The 17,170-nt window shown below is 63.7% G+C and carries 17 protein-coding genes; 6 read left to right on the forward strand and 11 right to left on the reverse strand.

The features are described from left to right. Positions 1-7: 7 nt before the first annotated feature. From K288_RS0111400 to ugpC, 10 genes are all read right to left on the reverse strand, one after another. The gene (locus K288_RS0111400; protein WP_027579669.1) at positions 8-1,207 is read right to left on the reverse strand and encodes a CoA transferase; all 1,200 of its coding nucleotides are present in this window, start codon (positions 1,205-1,207) and stop codon (positions 8-10) included. 129 nt (positions 1,208-1,336) lie between these two features. Further along, on the reverse strand, positions 1,337-1,537 hold the full coding sequence (locus tag K288_RS0111405) for a hypothetical protein (RefSeq protein WP_027579670.1): 201 nt from the start codon (positions 1,535-1,537) through the stop codon (positions 1,337-1,339). Between the two features lie 150 nt (positions 1,538-1,687). Beyond that, complete coding sequence (locus K288_RS0111410; protein WP_027579671.1) at positions 1,688-2,854, reverse strand: acetyl-CoA acetyltransferase; 1,167 nt, start codon at positions 2,852-2,854, stop codon at positions 1,688-1,690. 54 nt (positions 2,855-2,908) lie between these two features. Then, on the reverse strand, positions 2,909-3,556 hold the full coding sequence (gene eda, locus K288_RS0111415; RefSeq protein ID WP_027579672.1) for a bifunctional 4-hydroxy-2-oxoglutarate aldolase/2-dehydro-3-deoxy-phosphogluconate aldolase: 648 nt from the start codon (positions 3,554-3,556) through the stop codon (positions 2,909-2,911). Then, a complete protein-coding gene (locus tag K288_RS0111420) occupies positions 3,553-4,521 on the reverse strand; it encodes a sugar kinase (RefSeq protein WP_027579673.1) in 969 nt (322 codons plus the stop codon). The genes eda and K288_RS0111420 overlap by 4 nt, the downstream gene beginning before the upstream one ends. 20 nt (positions 4,522-4,541) lie before the next feature. After that, positions 4,542-5,528, reverse strand: coding sequence for a D-erythronate dehydrogenase (gene denD / locus K288_RS0111425; RefSeq protein WP_027579674.1), 987 nt, complete (start codon positions 5,526-5,528; stop codon positions 4,542-4,544). A gap of 45 nt (positions 5,529-5,573) precedes the next feature. Next, complete coding sequence (locus tag K288_RS0111430) at positions 5,574-6,482, reverse strand: carbohydrate ABC transporter permease (protein WP_027579675.1); 909 nt, start codon at positions 6,480-6,482, stop codon at positions 5,574-5,576. Further along, positions 6,475-7,434 (reverse strand): sugar ABC transporter permease, encoded by a 960-nt coding sequence (locus K288_RS0111435; RefSeq protein ID WP_027579676.1) that lies wholly within the window; start codon positions 7,432-7,434, stop codon positions 6,475-6,477. The genes K288_RS0111430 and K288_RS0111435 overlap by 8 nt, the downstream gene beginning before the upstream one ends. 114 nt (positions 7,435-7,548) lie before the next feature. After that, complete coding sequence (locus K288_RS0111445; protein ID WP_027579677.1) at positions 7,549-8,871, reverse strand: ABC transporter substrate-binding protein; 1,323 nt, start codon at positions 8,869-8,871, stop codon at positions 7,549-7,551. A gap of 63 nt (positions 8,872-8,934) precedes the next feature. Beyond that, positions 8,935-9,996: a sn-glycerol-3-phosphate ABC transporter ATP-binding protein UgpC gene (gene ugpC, locus K288_RS0111450; protein ID WP_027579678.1), complete on the reverse strand. Its 1,062-nt coding sequence runs from the start codon at positions 9,994-9,996 to the stop codon at positions 8,935-8,937. Positions 9,997-10,218: 222 nt separating this feature from the next. On the opposite strand from ugpC, the gene K288_RS0111455 reads away from it, so the two are divergent. From K288_RS0111455 to K288_RS0111465, 3 genes are all read left to right on the forward strand, one after another. Further along, positions 10,219-12,027, forward strand: coding sequence for an IlvD/Edd family dehydratase (locus K288_RS0111455; protein ID WP_027579679.1), 1,809 nt, complete (start codon positions 10,219-10,221; stop codon positions 12,025-12,027). A gap of 125 nt (positions 12,028-12,152) precedes the next feature. Further along, positions 12,153-12,887 (forward strand): SDR family oxidoreductase, encoded by a 735-nt coding sequence (locus K288_RS0111460; protein ID WP_027579680.1) that lies wholly within the window; start codon positions 12,153-12,155, stop codon positions 12,885-12,887. Between the two features lie 16 nt (positions 12,888-12,903). Beyond that, entirely contained in the window at positions 12,904-13,650 is a 747-nt protein-coding gene (locus tag K288_RS0111465; protein ID WP_027579681.1) for an SDR family NAD(P)-dependent oxidoreductase, read from the forward strand. Here the strand turns inward: K288_RS0111465 and K288_RS0111470 are convergent, their stop codons facing one another. Continuing rightward, positions 13,651-14,517 carry a LysR substrate-binding domain-containing protein gene (locus K288_RS0111470; RefSeq protein WP_244443124.1) on the reverse strand — a complete coding sequence of 289 codons (867 nt, stop codon included), beginning with the start codon at positions 14,515-14,517 and terminating at the stop codon, positions 13,651-13,653. An 81-nt stretch (positions 14,518-14,598) separates the two neighbouring features. Here K288_RS0111470 and K288_RS0111475 point away from each other — a divergent pair, with 81 nt between their 5' ends. The 3 genes from K288_RS0111475 to K288_RS0111485 all read left to right on the forward strand — a co-directional run bounded on the left by K288_RS0111475 (position 14,599) and on the right by K288_RS0111485 (position 16,756). Then, positions 14,599-15,516, forward strand: coding sequence for a DMT family transporter (locus tag K288_RS0111475; RefSeq protein ID WP_027579683.1), 918 nt, complete (start codon positions 14,599-14,601; stop codon positions 15,514-15,516). Between the two features lie 107 nt (positions 15,517-15,623). After that, entirely contained in the window at positions 15,624-16,304 is a 681-nt protein-coding gene (locus K288_RS0111480) for a site-2 protease family protein (RefSeq protein ID WP_027579684.1), read from the forward strand. Between the two features lie 44 nt (positions 16,305-16,348). Then, positions 16,349-16,756 carry a hypothetical protein gene (locus K288_RS0111485; protein ID WP_152535477.1) on the forward strand — a complete coding sequence of 136 codons (408 nt, stop codon included), beginning with the start codon at positions 16,349-16,351 and terminating at the stop codon, positions 16,754-16,756. Positions 16,757-17,170 lie beyond the last annotated feature (414 nt).

Here is a 17,170-nt window from a genome sequence, read left to right on the forward strand (position 1 = left end):
CTCTGTCCTAGTTCTCTGGAGCGTTGGTGACGCCGTCGTGCACCATGGCGGCGATCTCGTCGGCGGAGAAGCCGACCTCATGCAGGATTTTCGCGCTGTGCTCGCCGAGTCGTGGCGCCAGACGTTGCGGCTCGGCTGTCGTGTCCGACCAGCGCGCCGACACCTTCATGCTGCGGATGCGGCCTTCGGTCGGATGGTCGATGACCGGAAACACATCGGTTGCAACGATGTGCGGGTCCTGCAGCAGGCTTTCGAGGTCGTGCATCGGCATGACCGGCACGTCGGCCTTTTCCAGTATCTCGTTCCACTCCGCGGTGGTCCTGGTCTTGAGGATGCGCGCAAGCTCGGCGTAGACGCAATCGATATTGGCGGCGCGGCCGGCGAAGGTCGCAAATCTCGAATCCTTGCGCAGATCGTCGCGCCCCGTCGCGGTGAAGAAATTGTCCCACTGCTTGTCGTTATAGACGATCACGCAGATATAGCCGTCGCTGGTCTTGTAGGGGCGCCGGTCCGGCGACAAATGCCGCTTGTAGCCACCGCGGTCGAGCGGCGGATCGTAGGTGAGGCCGCCCATGTGGTCGCCCATCACGAAGCTGGCCATGGTCTCGAACATCGGGATGTCGACGCGCTGCCCCTGCCCGGTCTTGTCGCGATGCACGAGGCTCGCGCAGATCGCGCCGACCGCGGTCAATCCCACGATGCGATCGACCAGCGCGTTCGGCACGTAGCGCGGCACGCCGTCGGCGGTCTGCGCCATCAGCGCCGGCAGCGCGGTGGCGCCCTGGATCAGGTCGTCATAAGCGGGCTTGGCGGCGTACGGGCCGTCCTGGCCGAAGCCGAACACGCCGGCATAGACCAGCCGCGGATTGATCCTGGAGACGACGTCATAGCCGAGCTGCAGCCGCGCCATCGCCTGCGGGCGCACATTGTAGACCAGCACGTCGGCCTTCGCGATCAGGCGCAGCACCGCCTCGCGCCCGGTCGGCTTCTTCAGGTCGAGGCAGATCGAGCGCTTGCTGCGGTTGGTATTGAGGAACACCGGGCCCATGCCGGCGTGGCGGGTGGGACCGATCTGGCGCGTGACGTCGCCATCGGGCGATTCCACCTTGATGACGTCGGCGCCGTAGTCACCGAGCATCTGGGTGGCATACGGTCCCATCAGCACAGTCGTCATGTCGACGACCTTGATGCCCTCCAGCGGTCCCATGGCCTCGTCATCCTCCCAGAGTAGCAGCCGTTTACGGCCGCGTTATCACTTCCTGGGACCAAGTAACGGCAGGGCGTTCGCGAGATCAAGGCGCGCCGCGCGTATGGGCGTATGCACCGCGAGTGGCGATTATCTCGTCGACCGCGCGTCGCGCTCCTTCATCAGCCGCTCGAGCTCGTCATTCTGCTGGCTGATGCGGTCGGCAATACGTGCCTCGTTCTGCTCGCCGGATGCAGCGGCGGCCTGTTCGATCAGCTGCCTGATGTTGTCTTCAAGAATCGCGATGCGATCGTTGAGTTCGTCCAGCGACAACGAGCTTTCGTTACCCATGATGTACGCTCCGAAAGTCAGCGCCGCGGCACACCGCGGTGATTCCGTAGGATGGGTAGAGCGCAGCGAAACCCATCAATGGCGACCCGGGGCGAAGATGGTGGGTTTCGCTGCGCTCTACCCACCCTGCAACGCCATAACGCCTACAGCCTACTTCGCCGGCTCCAGCAGCGAAACATAATTCGCAACCGCGGCGCCGCCCATGTTGAAGATGCCGGCAAGCTCCGGGTTCTTCAACTGCATGCCCTCGGGCGCCTGTCCCGTCAGTTGCATCGCACTCATCACATGCATGGAGACGCCGGTGGCGCCGATCGGATGGCCCTTGGCCTTGAGCCCGCCGGACGGATTGATCGGCAGCTTGCCGTCCTTCTGCGTCCAGCCTTCCAGGATAGCGCGAGCGCCCTGCCCACGCGGGGTCACGCCCATCGCTTCATACTCGATCAGCTCGGCGACGGTGAAGCAATCATGGGTCTCGACAAAGGAGAGATCGGAAAGCTTGGCTCCGGCCTTCTCCAGCGCGCGCTGCCAGGCCACCGTGCAGCCCTCGAACTGCAGGATGTCGCGCTTGGACATCGGCAGGAAGTCCTGTGCATGGGCGGTGGCACGGAAGTTCACTGCCTTGCCCATGGTCTTCGCGGTCTCCGAATCCGTCAGTATCAGCGCCGCGGCGCCATCCGACACCAGCGAACAGTCGGTGCGCTTCAAGGGGCCGGCGACGAACGGGTTCTTGTCGCTCTCGGCGCGGCAGAACTCGAAGCCGAAATCCTTGCGCATCTGCGCATAGGGATTGGCGACGCCGTTCTTGTGGTTCTTGGCGGCGATCATCGCCAGCGCATCGGACTGGTCGCCGTATTTCTGGAAGTAGCCTTGCGCGATCTTGCCGAACACGCCGGCGAAGCCCGCGGGCGTATCGCCATCTTCGGGCAGGTAGGAGGCGCGCAACAGGTTGCGGCCAATCTCCGGCCCCGGCGTCTTCGTCATCTGCTCGACGCCGACCACGAGCACGAATTTGGCACCGGTCTGGATGGCGCGGATGCCCTGGTGCACAGCCGCCGACCCGGTCGCACAGGCGTTCTCGACGCGCGTGGACGGCTTGAAGCGGAGCTGCGGATCAGCCTGCAGCACCAGCGAGGCCGTGAAATCCTGTGGCGAGAAGCCTGCGTTGAAATGTCCCAGCAAGATCTCGTCGACGTCGCCAGCCGAAATTCCGGCATCGGCCAGCGCCTCGTTGGCGACGCGCGTCACCAGGCTTTCAACCGTCTCCGCGTCGAACTTGCCGAAGGGCGTATGCGCCCACCCCACGATGCTGGCTGTCATGGCCGTTCTCCCAAGAATGTTCCTGATCGCTTGTAGCTGATCCGTAACGGGACTTCACCCGGCTTTCAGCGATTTCAGGGTGCGGTCGCACATGGCGGTTATGCCGGCCCAATTGTTGGTCCTGACCTCAGTGGACGGGCAGAGCCAGGAGCCGCCGACCGCGACCACATTGGGCTCCGCCAGCCAGGTGGCGGCATTGGCCTCCCCGATGCCGCCGGTCGGGCAGAACCGCGCATTCGGGAACGGCCCGGCCAGCCCCCGAAGCGCCTTGATACCACCCGAAGATTCCGCCGGGAAGAATTTCACGAGATCGAAGCCATGCGCCAGCGCCTGCATCAGTTCAGACGCGGTCGCGATCCCCGGCGCGAACGGCAGGCTGCTAGCCGCCGCTGCCTTCAAAAGCTCGGGCGTCGCACCCGGGCTGATACCGAACTTGACGCCGAGCGCCTCGGCGCGGGCGAGATCGTCCGGGCTCAGGATCGTGCCGATGCCGACGATCGCGTCCGGCACCTCGGCCATGATTGCCTTCGCCGCCTCGATCGCGACCGGCGTGCGCAAGGTGACTTCCAGGGTGCATATCCCGCCGGCGACCAGCGCGCGTGCCAGCGGCACCGCATCCTCGCGTCGCTCGATGGTGAGGACGGGGATGACCTTGGCCTGGCTGAACAGCGCGGCGAGCGTTTCTTGTTTGGCTGATGTCATTGCGAGACCCTGCGCGAACTGGTCGGCCGCGGCGTTTTCTTCGGCGGCATGGCATAGCGCGGAATGATTGCGCCGGGATAGCACACCACGACACCGGCCAGCCGGTGGCCCGCGCGCGCAGCCTCCGGCGGCTCGGCGCCGGAAAGCCAGGCCGCAAGGTAGGCGGCCGCGAAACTGTCGCCGGCCGCGGTGGTGTCGATAACCGGCTGGGTCACCGGTTCGGCCCTCACCTCCCGCGATCCGCCGGCAAAGCGCAGCACGCAGGCCGGCTCCGAGAGCTTCAGCACAACTTCCGGGCTCGGAATGCCCGCGAGCAGCGTCTCATGGCTCTCGCCGGGATAGAGCGGCAACAGGTCTTCGGTCGAAGCGAGCACGATGTCGGCCGCCTCGAACGCGGCGCTGTAGACGCTGCGCGCCTCGTTCAGATCAGGCCAGCCGCGAGCACGGAAATTGGTATCGAACGCGAAGCGCGTGCCGAGCAGGCGCGCGCGCTTCAAGGCCGTCATCAAGCGCCCTCGCCCGTAGTCGTCGTAAATGGAGAGCGTGATGGCGGAGAGATAGACGAGGTCGTAGGTCGCGAGCGAATTGAGAAGGTCCTCGGTTTCCGGCAAATGCATCAGCTTGCGCGCGGCCGAGTTCTCGCGCCAATGGAAGAATTTCCGTTCGCCCTTCTCATCGGTCTGGATCAGATAGATGCCGGGCAGTTTGCCCGCCAGCCGCGCGACGCGCTTGGTGCCGACGCCCTCGGCCTTCCAGGCGGCGATCATCTCCTCGCTCAGTGCATCGTCGCCGAGCGCGGTGACGTAGTCGACGTCGACGCCGAGGCGCGCGAGATAGACGGCGGTGTTGAGGGTGTCACCGCCGTACCCCCGCGAGTACAGGCCGCCTGACGTCCCGCTTTGCGAGCCGCCCTGCGCCTGCCTCAACTCGATCATGCATTCGCCGATAGAGGCTACCCGCGTCACGACCGCACTCCGTAGCAAAACTACGCCGCGAACTTGCCGCCGAGTTCATCCTCGATGTGAATCCGGATGATGTCGTCAAAGGTCTTCTCGGCGGTCGTGAAGCCGAGCTTCACCGCACGCTCGGTGACGAAGTCGCGCGGCCAGCCGGAGACGATGCCGATGATGGTCGGATCCGGCACGCGCTTGATCCGCGCTGTAACATTCTTGCCGGCGACGCGCTCGAGCGCCGCGATCTGCTCGCCGACGGTGGCGGAGAGCCCGGGCATGCTGAGGTTGCGGCGCGGCCCGATGGCATCGAGGTCCATTGTGCCGGCATGCACGAGGAAGCCGACCGCCGACCGCGGCGACGCATGCCAGTGACGCACGTCCTCGGACACCGGCAGGACCGCCTCCTCGCCGGCGAGCGGCTCGCGCATGATGTTGGAGAAGAAGCCCGACGCTGCCTTGTTCGGCCGGCCCGGCCGCACGCAGATGGTCGGCAGGCGGATGCTGATGCCGTCGAACAGTCCCTTGCGGGTGTAGTCGTTGATCAGCAGTTCGCAGATCGACTTCTGCGTACCGTAGCTCGTCAGCGGCGTGTGGAAGAACTCGTCGCCGATCTTCTCCGGGAACGGCGCGCCGAACACGGCGATCGAGGACGTGAACACCAGCCGCGGCCTATAGCCGCCGCCGACCGCGCGGATAGCATCGATCAGGTAGCGCGTACCGTCGAGATTGATGCGATAGCCCTTGTCGAAATCCGCCTCGGCCTCACCCGACACGATCGCGGCAAGATGGAAGATCACGTCGGGCCGCTCAGCGATCAATGGCGCGGCGGCGCCCGCATCGGCGAAATCGGACGCCACCACCTTGACCGGGATCGAGGCGTTGGCAGGCTTTGCAGGCTCGACGACGTCCTGCAGGGTCATCCTGGTGATGTCCTGCTTGCCGAGGCGGCCGTCGCGCAGCAGACGGTCGGTCAATTTACGGCCGACCATGCCGGCGGCGCCAAGAATCAGAACGTGCAAGACCCAACTCCTTATTATCAGCGGTAACGACGTGGGCCTGTCGCGCTATTCCTTCACGGCTCCCGTCATGGCCGACACATAATGCTCGACGAAGAAGGCGTAAAGGATCACGAGCGGCAGTGAGCCGACCAGCGCACCGGCCATCAGCGATCCCCACTTGTAGATATCGCCGTCGACGAACTCGTTGACGATCGCGACCGGCACCGTCTTGTTCGGCGTCGATTGCAGGAAGGTCAGCGCATAGATGAACTCGTTCCAGCACAGCGTGAACGAGAAGATGAAGGCCGAGATCAGGCCGGGAATCGCCAGCGGCACGATGATCTTGACCAGGATCTGCCAGCGCGAGGCGCCGTCGATCAGCGCACATTCCTCGAGCTCATAAGGGATGGTCTTGAAGTATCCCATCAGCAGCCAGGTCGAGAACGGAATGAGCAGGGTCGGATAGACCAGGATCAGCGACAGCGGCGAGTCGAACAGGCCGTAGGCCTGGATCACCGAGGCCAGCGGGATGAACAGGATCGACGGCGGCACCAGATACGCGAAGAAGATCAGGATGCCGACGGTATCGGCGCCCTTGAACCGCAGCCGCGTGATCGCATAGGCCGCCAGCACGCTGGCTGCGATCGACAGGAACGTGGCGCCGACCGCCACATACATCGTGTTCCAGAGCCACCTCGGATACTGCGTCTCGAACAGCAGCTTGCTGATGTGCTTGAAGGTCGGATGCACAACCCAGAACGGGTTGAACTTCTCCATGTCGATCAACTGCTCGTCCGGTTTGATCGACGTCAGCACCATCCAGTAGAACGGGAACAGAAGCACCACGAGGATGATGAACAGCGGCAGATAGAGCGTGATCAGGCGGCGCGGCAGCGACTCCAGATAGCTCATGCCCTCGGAGTCGTCGGTCGCGGTCGGCGCCGGCGCTTTGGTTTGCAGGGCTGAATCAGTCATTGTTCGATCCTTGCTGCCACTTGCGGCGCTGCATGCCGAACCAGGAGATCGCGATCGCAGCGAGCAGGAACGGGATCATCGCGGTCGCGATCGCCGCACCCTCGCCCAGCCGTCCGGAGATGATGCCGCGCTGGTAGCTCAGCGTCGCCATCAGATGCGTCGCATTGACCGGTCCGCCGCGGGTCAATGCCCAGATCAGCTGGAAGTCGGTGAATGTGAACAGCACCGAGAACGTCATCACGACGGCGATAATCGGCGTCAGCAACGGATAGGTGATGTAGCGGAAGCGCTGCCAGTTGGTGGCGCCGTCGAGCGTCGCCGCCTCGTAAAGCGAGGGTGACACCGTCTGCAGGCCGGCGAGCAGCGTGATCGCCACGAAGGGAACGCCACGCCAGACATTGGCGAAGATGACGCTGCCGCGAGCCCAGTTGCTGTCGCCGAGAAAGTTGATGTTGTGTTCGATCAGGCCGAGCCTGATCAGCGACCACGAGATGATCGAGAACTGGGCGTCGTAGATCCACCAGAATGCGATTGCCGACAGCACGGTCGGCACGATGAAGGGAATAAGCACGATCGAGCGGATCATGGCCTTGAACGGCATGTGCCGGTTCAAGAGCAGCGCGAGATAAAGGCCGATCGCGAATTTGATGACGCTGGCGATCAGCGTGTAGAGGATCGTGTTGAAGACCGACAGCCAGAAGATCGCGTCGTCCCACAGCCATTGATAGTTCTCGAGGCCGATGAAGACGCCCTCACGGCCGATGCGTTCGTCCGTGAAGCTCATCCAGATGCCGAGACCGAGCGGATAGGCCAGGAACAGGATCAGGAAGGCCGCGGCCGGCAGCATGAACCACAGCGCCGCCCAGTTGCGGTTGGCGCGCAGCCTTGACCAAAGTGACGGCTCGCCGGCTGCGGCGGCCTGTACCGGCATCGATGTCTGGACAGTACTCATTCCGTCTCCAACTCCAAATCGAAGGCAACGCCCGGCCCGTGCCCCCACTGCCGGGCGTCGCCCCGATCACCTTCATATCCAAGACCGGCGCGGCACTCCGCGCCGGTCATTCGTTCAACGGAAGATGCGCTTGGCCGCGCGTTCGGCCGAGGCCATCGCGGTCTTCGTATCCTCGCGTCCGGTGCAGTAGTTCGCGTACATGTCGACGAGCACGAAGTCGGCGATCGCAGCCGCCGCGTTCTCGCTCATCTGCGCCTCACCGGCCGGCGTCGACGCGCTCTGCGCGACGCTACGGTAAGGCGTGGTCTTCGGATCGGCGGTCCAGACCGGATTCTTGTCGTAGCCGAGCAGGAAGTGGGACAGATAACCCTGCGCCGCTTCGATCCAGGGGTTGAACTGGTCTGGCTCCAGCATGAAGGCGGTGAACGCCTTGCAGGTCTGCGGATATTTCGAGAACGTGAAGATCAGGATCGGGAAGCCGAGATGAAGCTCGCGCGTCTTGCCATCGAGGCCGGCCGGCAGATGCGCGTGGTTCATGTCTTCCGCGATCTGCGGATTCTCCTTCTTCGCCGTCACATAGATCGAGATGCCGTTCGTCGTGAGGTGAAGCTGGCCGGCGAGAAACGCCTTGTTGTTGGAACTGTCGTTCCACGACGCCGTGCCGGGCACGAAGTTGTCGTAGAGGCCCTTGACGTATTCCAGCGACTTGGCGGTCTCCGGCGAGTTGATGACGACCTTGTTATTCTTGTCGATCATCTTGCCGCCATGGGCCCACAGCGCCCAGTGCAGCCAGCCGTTGGCGTCGCCCGAGGCATGGCCCAGCGCCATGCCGGCCGGCGTGCCGTTCTTGTTCATGCCCTTCACGAGGTCGGCGAAACCGGCGAGATCCTTCGGGAACTCCTTGTGGCCGGCCTTCTCGGCCGCGGCGACGCGATAGTTGACGAGGCCGCCGGTGGCGGCAACGGGAATGCCGATCCATTTGCCGTTGAGCATGCCATAGGCCTTGCCCGAGTCGGCCCAGCCGCCGCACTTGTTGCCGAGATAGTCGGCAACATCGGTGACATCGACGCATTTGCTCGGGAACAGGAACGGCAGCGAGTAGAGGCCCCAGACCATGTCGAGGCCCTGCCCGGTGTTGGCGGCAACCGACGCCTTGGGCTGGATGTCGTCGTAGGATTCGTTGGAGACGTTGATGGTGACGTTGTTGGCCTTCTGGAAGGCGTCGACGATCTTCATGAAGGCGACGTCTTCGGCTTCGACGAACCGCTTCCAGCGCAACAGATTGATCTTCGCCCCCGGCTCCGGCTTCCACGGCGAAGTCTGCGCCCAGGCCTTCGCATAGCCCAAGAGCTCGTCGCCCGACATCGTCGCTGCAGCAGCCAAAAGGCCCGCGCCGCCCTTGAGCAGCGAGCGGCGATCGGTGGTAAACTTATTCATTTCAAGTCTTCTCCCTTACCTACTTAATTTTATGGTCTTGCTTGGGCTTGATAATCCGGCCGCCTAGAGACGGCGGCCGGTGTCCTTGTCGAACAGGTGAGCGGACGACGCACGCGGCCGCAGATGAATTCTCTCGCCGGGCTTGACGTCATGTCGTTCGCGGAACACCGCAATGATGTCCTGCTTGCCGATCCGCGCCACGATCTGGGTTTCGGAGCCGGTGGGTTCGACGACGATGACCTCGGCCTCGATGCCGTCACTGGCGAGGTCGAGATGTTCGGGCCTGATGCCATAAACCACCGGCTTCCCGTCGGAGGCGGTCGGCGCCGTGGCCAGCGGCAACCGGGCGCCCTCCTCGGTCTCGACATAGACTTGACCGTTGGACTTCAGATGGCCGTTGAGGAAGTTCATCGCCGGCGAGCCGATGAAGCCGGCGACGAACTGGTTGTCGGGCTTGTCATAGAGTTCGAGCGGCGATCCCATCTGCTCGACGATGCCGTCATGCATGACGACGATCTTGTCGGCCATGGTCATGGCCTCGATCTGGTCGTGGGTGACGTAGACTGTCGTGGTCTTCAGCCGCTGGTGCAGTTCCTTGATCTCGGTGCGCATGGCGACGCGCAGCTTGGCGTCGAGGTTGGATAGCGGCTCGTCGAACAGGAACACCTGGGGATCGCGCACGATGGCACGCCCCATGGCGACGCGCTGGCGCTGTCCGCCCGACAACTGGCGCGGAAAACGCTCCAGAAGCGGCGACAATGCGAGGATTTCGGCAGCCTTCTTAACCCGGGCGGCAATGTCCTGCTGGTTCGCGTTCCGCAACTTCAATGAGAAGCCCATATTTTGAGCAACGGTCATATGCGGGTAGAGCGCGTAGTTCTGAAACACCATCGCGATGTCCCGCTCTTTCGGCTGGACATTATTCACTACGCGATTGCCGATCGAAATGGTCCCGGAGGTGATGTTCTCCAGTCCAGCCAACATGCGCAGCAATGTCGACTTGCCGCAGCCGGAGGGACCGACCAACACCACGAACGCACCGTCCTCAATCGGAACAGTCACGCCGTGCAGGACCTCAAACCCACCGAACGACTTCCGCACGTCGCTAATCTGCACCGACGCCATTCAATTCCCTCCGATTCTAGCGGCGGTTAGGACCATAAAGGCCCCGCACGCTCTTCAAGTTGGGTTGCCTCTTAGCAGAATTTTTTCGCCATGTCGTTGGATCAAAGTTGAATATCGCGTGCTCAATCAATTGCGAACAGTCGATCGACGTGCATAAAGTCGCGTCAATGAAATCAAGACTGAGTGCAGTGCAGCATAAGCCGTTGCGCTCGGGGAGAAACAATGAACAAGCCTGTTACGCCATCCACCAAGCGCAAGCTCCGCTCCAGCGAATGGTTCAACAACCCACACAATCCCGGCATGACCGCGCTCTATCTCGAGCGCTACCTTAATTATGGACTGACGCGGCAGGAACTGCAGTCCGGCAAACCGATCATCGGCATTGCGCAGACCGGCAACGATCTCTCGCCCTGCAATCGCCATCATCTTGAACTTGCGCACCGCGTGCGGGAAGGCATCCGTGAAGCCGGCGGCATCGCGATGGAGTTTCCGACCCATCCGATCCAGGAGACGGGAAAGCGGCCGACGGCTGCGCTTGACCGCAACCTCGCCTATCTCGGCCTGGTCGAAGTTTTGTTCGGGTACCCGCTCGATGGCGTGGTGCTGACCACCGGCTGCGACAAGACCACGCCCGCCTGCCTGATGGCGGCGGCGACCGTTAACATTCCCGCGATCGTGCTGTCGGGCGGGCCGATGCTGAATGGCTGGCACAATGGCGTTCGCTCCGGTTCCGGCACGGTGGTCTGGAAGGCGCGTGAGCAACTCGCCGCGGGCGAGATCGATTATGAGGAGTTCATGAACGTCGTCGCCTCCTCGGCGCCGTCGGTCGGCCATTGCAACACGATGGGCACCGCCTCGACCATGAACTCGCTGGCAGAAGCGCTCGGCATGTCCCTGCCGGGCTGCGCTGCGATCCCCGCGCCCTATCGCGAGCGCGGCCAGATCGCCTATGACACCGGAAAGCGGATCGTCGAGATGGTCTGGGAAGACTTGAAACCTTCCGACATCCTCACCCGCAAGGCGTTCGAGAACTGCATCGTGGTGAATTCGGCAATCGGCGGCTCGACCAACGCGCCGATCCACATCAATGCCCTCGCCCGCCATGTCGGCGTCGAATTGTCGATCGACGACTGGCAGAAATATGGCCACGACGTGCCGCTGCTCGTGAACATGCAGCCGGCCGGCTTCTATCTCGGCGAGGAGTATCACCGGGCCGGCGGCGTGCCGGCGGTGGTGCGCGAATTGATGACGCACAAGCGCATCCATGAAGATGCCGTGACGGTCAACGGCCGCAGCATGGGCGAGAACTGCAAGGATGCGGCCCGGCCCGACAGCGACGTGATCTGGACCTACGACAAGCCGCTGGTGAAGGATGCAGGCTTCCTGGTGCTGCGCGGCAATCTGTTCGATTCCGCGATCATGAAGACCAGCGTGATCTCCAAGGAGTTCCGCGACCGCTATCTCATCAACCCGAAGGACCCGAACGCCTTCGAGGGCCGCGCCATCGTGTTCGAGGGACCCGAGGATTACCACGAGCGGATCGAGGATCCCTCGCTCGAGATCGACGAGCACTGCATGCTGTTCATCCGCGGCGCCGGTCCGATCGGCTATCCCGGCGGCGCCGAGGTGGTGAACATGCAGCCGCCGGCGGCGCTGATCAAACGCGGCATCCTGTCCCTGCCCTGCATCGGCGACGGCCGGCAGTCCGGCACCTCGGGCTCGCCGTCGATCCTCAACGCATCGCCGGAAGCGGCCGCCGATGGCGGATTGGCGATCCTGAAGACCGGCGATCGGGTGCGCATCGACCTGAACAAGGGCACCGCCAACATCCTGATCTCGGACGACGAGGTGAAGAAGCGGCACGCTGATCTGAAGGCGAATGGCGGCTTCCGCTATCCGGCGAACCAGACGCCGTGGCAGGAACTGTACCGCGCCACCGTCGGCCAGCAGGCCACCGGCGCCTGCCTCGAACTCGCCACCCGCTACCACGACATCGCCGGCAAGGTCGGGGTGGCCAGGGATAATCACTGATCACCGCCGTCATTGCGAGGAGCGAAGCGACGAAGCAATCCACAGCGCCGCGAGCTGAGAGATGGATTGCTTCGCTTCGCTCGCAATGACGGGGTCACTGTCAATTTGAGCTCCAAGGAGAAGACATGTCAGACCGCCTGAAGGGCAAACGCGCATTTGTCACCGCGGCCGCCGTGGGCATCGGCCGCGCCTGCGCGCTAGCCTTTGCACGCGAGGGCGCCACCGTGTTCGCCACCGATATCGACGAGGAGAAGCTCGCGCTGCTCAAGCAGGAGGGCATTGCCGAGGTGGCGCGGCTCGACGTACGGGACACCGCAGCGGTCACGGCGATAGCCAAGCGCGCCGGCAAGACCGACATCCTGCTCAATGCTGCCGGCTTCGTCCATCATGGCACGGTGCTCGATTGCTCCGATGACGACTGGGACTTTTCGTTCGACCTCAATGTGAAGTCGATGCACCGCACGATCCGCGCCTTCCTGCCGGGCATGCTGGACGCGGGCGGCGGCGCGATCGTGAACATCTCTTCCGCCGCCGGTGTGTTTAAGGCTGCGCCTAACCGTTACGTCTATGGCGCGACGAAGGCCGCGGTGGCCGCCCTCACCCGTTCGGTCGCGGTCGACTTCATCTCGAACGGCATCCGCTGCAACTGCATCTGTCCCGGCACGATCGAGACCCCCTCGATGCTGCAGCGCGCAGCCGCCGCCGGTCCGCAAGGACGCGAGATGTTCATCGCCCGCCAGCCGATGGGCCGGCTCGGCACGGCCGACGAAATTGCATCGCTAGCCGTCTATCTCGCCAGCGACGAGAGCGCGTTCACCACCGGCGTCGCGCATGTCATCGACGGCGGCTGGACACTCTAATTCAAGGAAGCACACCATGAACGAATACGATCTCACCGGCCGCATTGCCGTCGTCACCGGCGGCGCGCAGGGATTTGGGCGCGCAATCGCCGAGCGCTTTGTCGCCTCCGGAGCCAAAGTCGCGATCTGGGATCATGACATCGCGCTTGCCGAAAAGACTGCGAAGGAGATCGGCGCTGAGGCCACCGCCTTCAAGGTCGACGTCACCGATCTGGCCGCGGTGGAGAAGACGCGCGACGAGACGCTGAAGGCGTTCGGCAAGATCGACATCCTCGTCAACAATGCCGGCATCGCCGGCGTCAACAAGACGGTGTGGGAGACCGATCTCGAGGAATGGCGCAAGGTGCTGCGCATCAATCTCGACGGCCCATTCATCTGCTGCAAGGCGATCGTGCCCGCGATGCTCAAGCAGGGCTACGGCCGAATCGTCAATATCGCCTCGATCGCCGGCAAGGAAGGCAATCCGAACGCCGCGCATTATTCGTCATCGAAGGCCGGCCTGATCGCGCTGACGAAATCGCTCGGCAAGGAACTTGCGCAGCACGATATCCTCGTCAACGCGGTGACGCCGGCGGCGGCGCGCACCGCGATCTTCGACCAGATGACGCAGCAGCACATCGATTTCATGCTGTCGAAGATCCCGAAGGGCCGCTTCGTGCTGGTGGAAGAGCTCGCCGCCCTGGTCGCCTGGCTGGCGTCGGAGGATTGCGCCTTCTCTACCGGCGCCGTGTTCGACATCTCCGGCGGCCGCGCGACCTACTAATTAGGTCGGCTGCGCCAGCTCTGCGACCAGATGGTCGGCCAGTAGCGACGCCGCGCGCGATAGGTTCGCGGCGCGATGAAGCCTGATGTCGGCGCGCGGCAGCAGCGGCATGCCGTCGCGATCCGACAGCCGCCGGAGCCGCGGCGGAAAGGTGCCGGCCTTGACCACGGTTACAGCCAATCCCTGCACCGCAATCGCCTCCACCGCCGCAAGACTGTGGCTGACGAAGGCGAGCCGCCACGGCCGTTTCGCAGCGTCGAGCGCCTGCATCGCCCAACTCCGGAACAGGCAGCCTTGCGGGTAAAGCGCCACCGGCAACGGATCGAGCTCCTCGACGCGATGCTCCGGGCTCGCCGCCCACATCGCCTGCTCGCGTCGCAACAGCTCGCCGTCCCCGCCCCCCTGCGGATGCATGGCGATCACGAGATCGTAGGCCTCGCCGAGCCGGTCCGTCATAGAGGATGTCAGCCCCGTCTCCATCTCGATATGGATCAGCGGATAGTTGGCGACGAAGCTGGCGAGCAGCGGCGGGACCAATAGCGTGCCGTAATCGTCCATCACGCCCAGGCGGACGCGCCCCTCCATTTTGTGCTCCCGGACACGGCCCATCGCCTCCTCGTTCAGGCTGAGGATGCGACGCGCGTAGCCGAGCAGGCCCTCGCCGGCTGCGCTCAGATCGACATTGGCTTTGGTGCGGTGAAACAGCTCCGCCTGCAGCCGCTCTTCCAGTCGCTTCACCTGCATGCTGACCGCCGATTGCGTCCGGTTCAGCGCCACGGCCGCGCGGGTGAAGGAACGGTGGTCCGCCACGGCGACGAAAGCTTTCAGGAGGTCTGGATCGAGGCTCATAACGAACAGTGATTTCATCTATCATATAAATTCCATTTCTTGATTAGCGCGTGTCCCCTACCGTCGGCAAGAGCCGAAAAGAGGATCGGGTGAGACTTGATGGGTGAGATTTGGGGTGTCCTGGCCGCGGTGCTTTCGAGCGCGCTCGGCGGCACGTCGATCGGGGCAACGCGCTATCTCGTGGGCGCCATCGACCCGCTCGCCATCGGCGCATTCCGCTTCGGCATCGGCTTCCTGCTGCTGCTTCCGCTGGTCCTGATCCACGGAAGAGGCTGGCCGGCGCGGCGCGACTGGCCGGCGGTGACTGGCCTGGGCCTGTTGTTCTTTGCCCTATTTCCGATCCTGTTCAACGCATCGCTGATCTTTACGACGGCGGCGCGAGGTGCGCTCGCGCTCTCGACCTTGCCGCTCTTGACGATGGCGGTCGGCGCGGCGCTCGGCAGCGAGCAATTGACGGTGCGAAAGACCACGGGCGTGCTGGTGACGATAACAGGCGTCGCCATGGCCCTGCTCACCGGCCTCAGCGCCGCGCCGGAAGGGGCGTGGCGCGGCGATCTCCTGATGGTCGCGGCCGCGCTGTGCATGGCGTGCTACAGCATCTGGTCGAAGCCCTTCATCCGTCGCTCCGGCCCCATCCCGTTCACCACCATGGCCATGGCCGCCGGCGCCGCCTGCCTCATCCTCGCCTCGCTCGCGCGTGGCAGTTTTGCCCCGGTCGCCGCTTTCGGCGCCCCGCAATGGTTCGGCGCGATCTATCTCGGGGTGTTCGGGGCGGCGCTGACGTTCTACCTCTGGGCGTTCGCGCTGGAGCGCACAACGCCGACCCGCGTCGCGATCTCGGTCACCGTCAACCCGATCGCGGCATCGCTTGTGGGCGCCACGCTGCTGGGCGAGCCGCTGCGCTGGAATCTGCTGGTTGGCATCGTGACCGTGTTCGCGGGCATCTGGATCGCAACCACGCAATCCGGGCCAAGGGCGATCGGCAAAGCCGATCCGGCTTTGCAGAAAAGCCGCTGACGGATATTCCGCGCCAATGCGTCACAGCCCGTTTACCGCCTTGCGCCGGAACCCGGCCGCAACCATGTCTGGTTGACAGCGGCCGCCGCCGCGACCGGATATCCCCCTTGAACACCTCCCTTTACACCATCTCCGTCTGGGTGCTGCCGCTCCTGATCGCCATCACCTTTCATGAGGCAGCGCACGGCTTCGTCGCCCATCGGCTGGGTGACAACACCGCCTGGCAGCTCGGCCGCGTGAGCTTCAATCCGCTGAAGCATATCGACCCCTTCGGCACGGTGGTCCTGCCCGCCGTGCTGTTGCTGTCGCAGTCGCCATTCCTGTTCGGATATGCCAAGCCGGTGCCGGTCAATTTCCGCAATCTCAAGCATCCCCGGCTCGACATGGTCTGGGTGGCGCTGGCCGGCCCAGCCACCAACATCATTCTCGCTCTGGTTGCCGCATTGGCATTCCACGCGCTGCCCTTCGCCCCGCCGGATAGCGCGCGCTGGATCGCGGACAATCTCAAAAACGCGTTCCTCATCAATATCGTGCTCGCGATCTTCAACATGATGCCGATCCCGCCGCTGGATGGCGGGCGAGTGGCGGTCGGGCTCTTGCCCCGGCCGCTCGCCGAGCCGCTCGCGCGCCTCGAGCCCTACGGGTTGCTGATCCTGATCGGACTTTTGATTTTGTTGCCCCTCCTCGGTTCGCAGCTTGGTCTCAATCTTGATATTATTTCCGCGATACTGCGGACACTGACCGGCTATGTGATACGTGCGCTTCTCCTCATCACCGGCAACGCCTAGGTTGAGGAAAAAATCGCGAGGGCCTCTTGATCAAAGCTGCCGATATGCTGATCGCTCGACGTGCGGACACCCGTGCCCGGGCGGACTTCGCGACCTGGAAAATGCTCGCCAAGCTGAATGGCACGTCCTCTTTGTCGGCCGACGCGCAGAATTTCCTCGCCACCTACAACAAGCTGCTGGAGCAGATGGCGGAGCTTGAGGCGAGCGAGGCCACCATCAAGCTGATGTACAAGAGCTATTACGCCGAGATGGGCGGCGCCGGCACGCCGCCTGACGTCCCCGCCCCCTCCCGTGAGCCGGTCGCCGACCGCGGCAACGTCACCGCCTTCCGCCGCCTCCCCACCAAGAAGCCGCGTGTATCCGGGCCGACAGGCAAACGGCCGCTGCCCGTGGCGCTAATCTTCGCCTGCCTCGTCGTGGTCTATGTCGGCATCCGCTACTTCTGGCGCTAGCTGAGTAGCCGTCGCCCGTAGGATGGGTAGAGCGGAGCGAAACCCATCGCGATGGAGCAAGCGGCGCGAATGATGGGTTTCGCTCCGCTCTACCCATCCTACTTCTGATTCAAATTTCAAACAGCTCTCCGCTGTCATCGTCCGGCTTGATGTTTAGACCGGACGATCCAGTATTCCGGGGGCGTCGGAGCTTAAGCCGAGAGGCCGCCGGGTACTGGATGCCCCGCCTTCGCGGGGCATGACGGTAGAGTATTTGGGGGATGTGAGTCCGCATTCTCGCGGCGGTTTCCGCCCGAGCTTTGCTTCACTTTCCACCCTCTTCGATATCAGAGGGCGCAGGGAAAGCCGGGTGCTGGTTGCACCCGTGGGTCCCGTGCAACAAAAAGCACGGGGGTAGGACCACAGGTTCAACCG

The sequence above is a fragment of the Bradyrhizobium sp. Ai1a-2 genome (genome assembly GCF_000426245.1).
Taxonomy (GTDB): domain Bacteria; phylum Pseudomonadota; class Alphaproteobacteria; order Rhizobiales; family Xanthobacteraceae; genus Bradyrhizobium.

Excerpts from the sequence above, each read along its gene's own strand:
- K288_RS0111400 (WP_027579669.1), bottom strand. The coding sequence starts at position 1,207 with ATGGGACCGCTGGAGGGCATCAAGGTCGTCGACATGACGACTGTGCTG.
- K288_RS0111405 (WP_027579670.1), bottom strand. The coding sequence starts at position 1,537 with ATGGGTAACGAAAGCTCGTTGTCGCTGGACGAACTCAACGATCGCATC.
- K288_RS0111410 (WP_027579671.1), bottom strand. The coding sequence starts at position 2,854 with ATGACAGCCAGCATCGTGGGGTGGGCGCATACGCCCTTCGGCAAGTTC.
- eda (WP_027579672.1), bottom strand. The coding sequence starts at position 3,556 with ATGACATCAGCCAAACAAGAAACGCTCGCCGCGCTGTTCAGCCAGGCC.
- K288_RS0111430 (WP_027579675.1), bottom strand. The coding sequence starts at position 6,482 with ATGACTGATTCAGCCCTGCAAACCAAAGCGCCGGCGCCGACCGCGACC.
- K288_RS0111435 (WP_027579676.1), bottom strand. The coding sequence starts at position 7,434 with ATGAGTACTGTCCAGACATCGATGCCGGTACAGGCCGCCGCAGCCGGC.
- K288_RS0111445 (WP_027579677.1), bottom strand. The coding sequence starts at position 8,871 with ATGAATAAGTTTACCACCGATCGCCGCTCGCTGCTCAAGGGCGGCGCG.
- ugpC (WP_027579678.1), bottom strand. The coding sequence starts at position 9,996 with ATGGCGTCGGTGCAGATTAGCGACGTGCGGAAGTCGTTCGGTGGGTTT.
- K288_RS0111455 (WP_027579679.1), top strand. The coding sequence starts at position 10,219 with ATGAACAAGCCTGTTACGCCATCCACCAAGCGCAAGCTCCGCTCCAGC.
- K288_RS0111460 (WP_027579680.1), top strand. The coding sequence starts at position 12,153 with ATGTCAGACCGCCTGAAGGGCAAACGCGCATTTGTCACCGCGGCCGCC.
- K288_RS0111465 (WP_027579681.1), top strand. The coding sequence starts at position 12,904 with ATGAACGAATACGATCTCACCGGCCGCATTGCCGTCGTCACCGGCGGC.
- K288_RS0111470 (WP_244443124.1), bottom strand. The coding sequence starts at position 14,517 with ATGAAATCACTGTTCGTTATGAGCCTCGATCCAGACCTCCTGAAAGCT.
- K288_RS0111475 (WP_027579683.1), top strand. The coding sequence starts at position 14,599 with ATGGGTGAGATTTGGGGTGTCCTGGCCGCGGTGCTTTCGAGCGCGCTC.
- K288_RS0111485 (WP_152535477.1), top strand. The coding sequence starts at position 16,349 with ATGCTGATCGCTCGACGTGCGGACACCCGTGCCCGGGCGGACTTCGCG.